The sequence below is a fragment of the Dankookia rubra genome (assembly GCF_004355005.1).
In the GTDB taxonomy this organism is placed as follows: domain Bacteria; phylum Pseudomonadota; class Alphaproteobacteria; order Acetobacterales; family Acetobacteraceae; genus Paracraurococcus; species Paracraurococcus ruber_A.
In genome coordinates, this window is record NZ_SMSJ01000302.1 from 1 (window position 1) to 894 (window position 894).

The 894-nt window shown below is 69.5% G+C and carries 1 protein-coding gene; it reads left to right on the forward strand.

All coding sequences use genetic code 11. From position 1 onward, the window contains the following. Window positions 1–833: ABC transporter permease (locus E2C06_RS36700; protein ID WP_133293419.1), on the forward strand; the 833-nt coding region annotated here is incomplete at its 5' end. Window positions 834–894: the final 61 nt, after the last annotated feature.

The window sequence follows — 894 nt, forward strand, 5'->3', positions numbered from 1 at the left end:
CCCGCCCCGGCGCGACGCCGCTTTACGTCAGCGATGCGGCGCAGCCGCGCCGCCGCGCCGCGGCGCTGGAGGACCTGGCGACCGGGCTCAGGCGCTGGCGGCTGCCCGCCGCGCTCGCCCGGCTCGACATCCGCAACCGCTACCGCGGCTCCGTCCTCGGCCCCTTCTGGCTGACCCTCTCCACCGCCGTCATGGTTGTCGGCCTCGGCCTGCTCTACTCCTCGCTCTTCAAGATGGAGCTGGCCAGCTACCTGCCCTTCATCGCCGTCTCGCTGATCGTCTGGACCATGATCGCCCAGACCGTCACCGACGCCTGCACCAGCCTGACCAGCGCCGAGGGCATCATCCGCCAGCTGCCGCTGCCCTTCTCGGTCCACGTCCTCCGCTGCGTCTTCCGCAACGCCCTGATCACCGCCCACAGCCTGCCGCTGGTCTTCCTGGTCTTCCTCGCCTGCGGCAGCATGCCGGGCGCCGAGGCCCTGCTGCTGCTCCCAGGCCTCGCCCTCGTCGCGGTCAACGCCTTCTTCGTCGCCCTCTTCCTCGGCATGCTCTGCGCCCGCTTCCGCGACATCGGCCCGATCGTCGCCAGCGTCATGCAACTCGCCTTCTTCATGTCGCCGGTGCTGTGGAAGCCCGAGCTGCTCGGCGACAAGGCGAAGTGGCTGCCGCTCAACCCCTTCTACGTGCTGATGGAGACCGTCCGCGGCCCGCTCGTCGAGGGCGGCGTCGACGGCCTCGTCTGGCTTTCCGCCAGCCTCTACACCCTGCTCGTCGCCGCCGCCGCCCTGGCCTTCTTCATCCGCTTCCGCGGCCGCATCGCCTTCTGGGTCTGAGGCCCTCACCCATGCCCCATATCCTCGCCAACCAACTCACCATCGAATTTCCACTGTATCA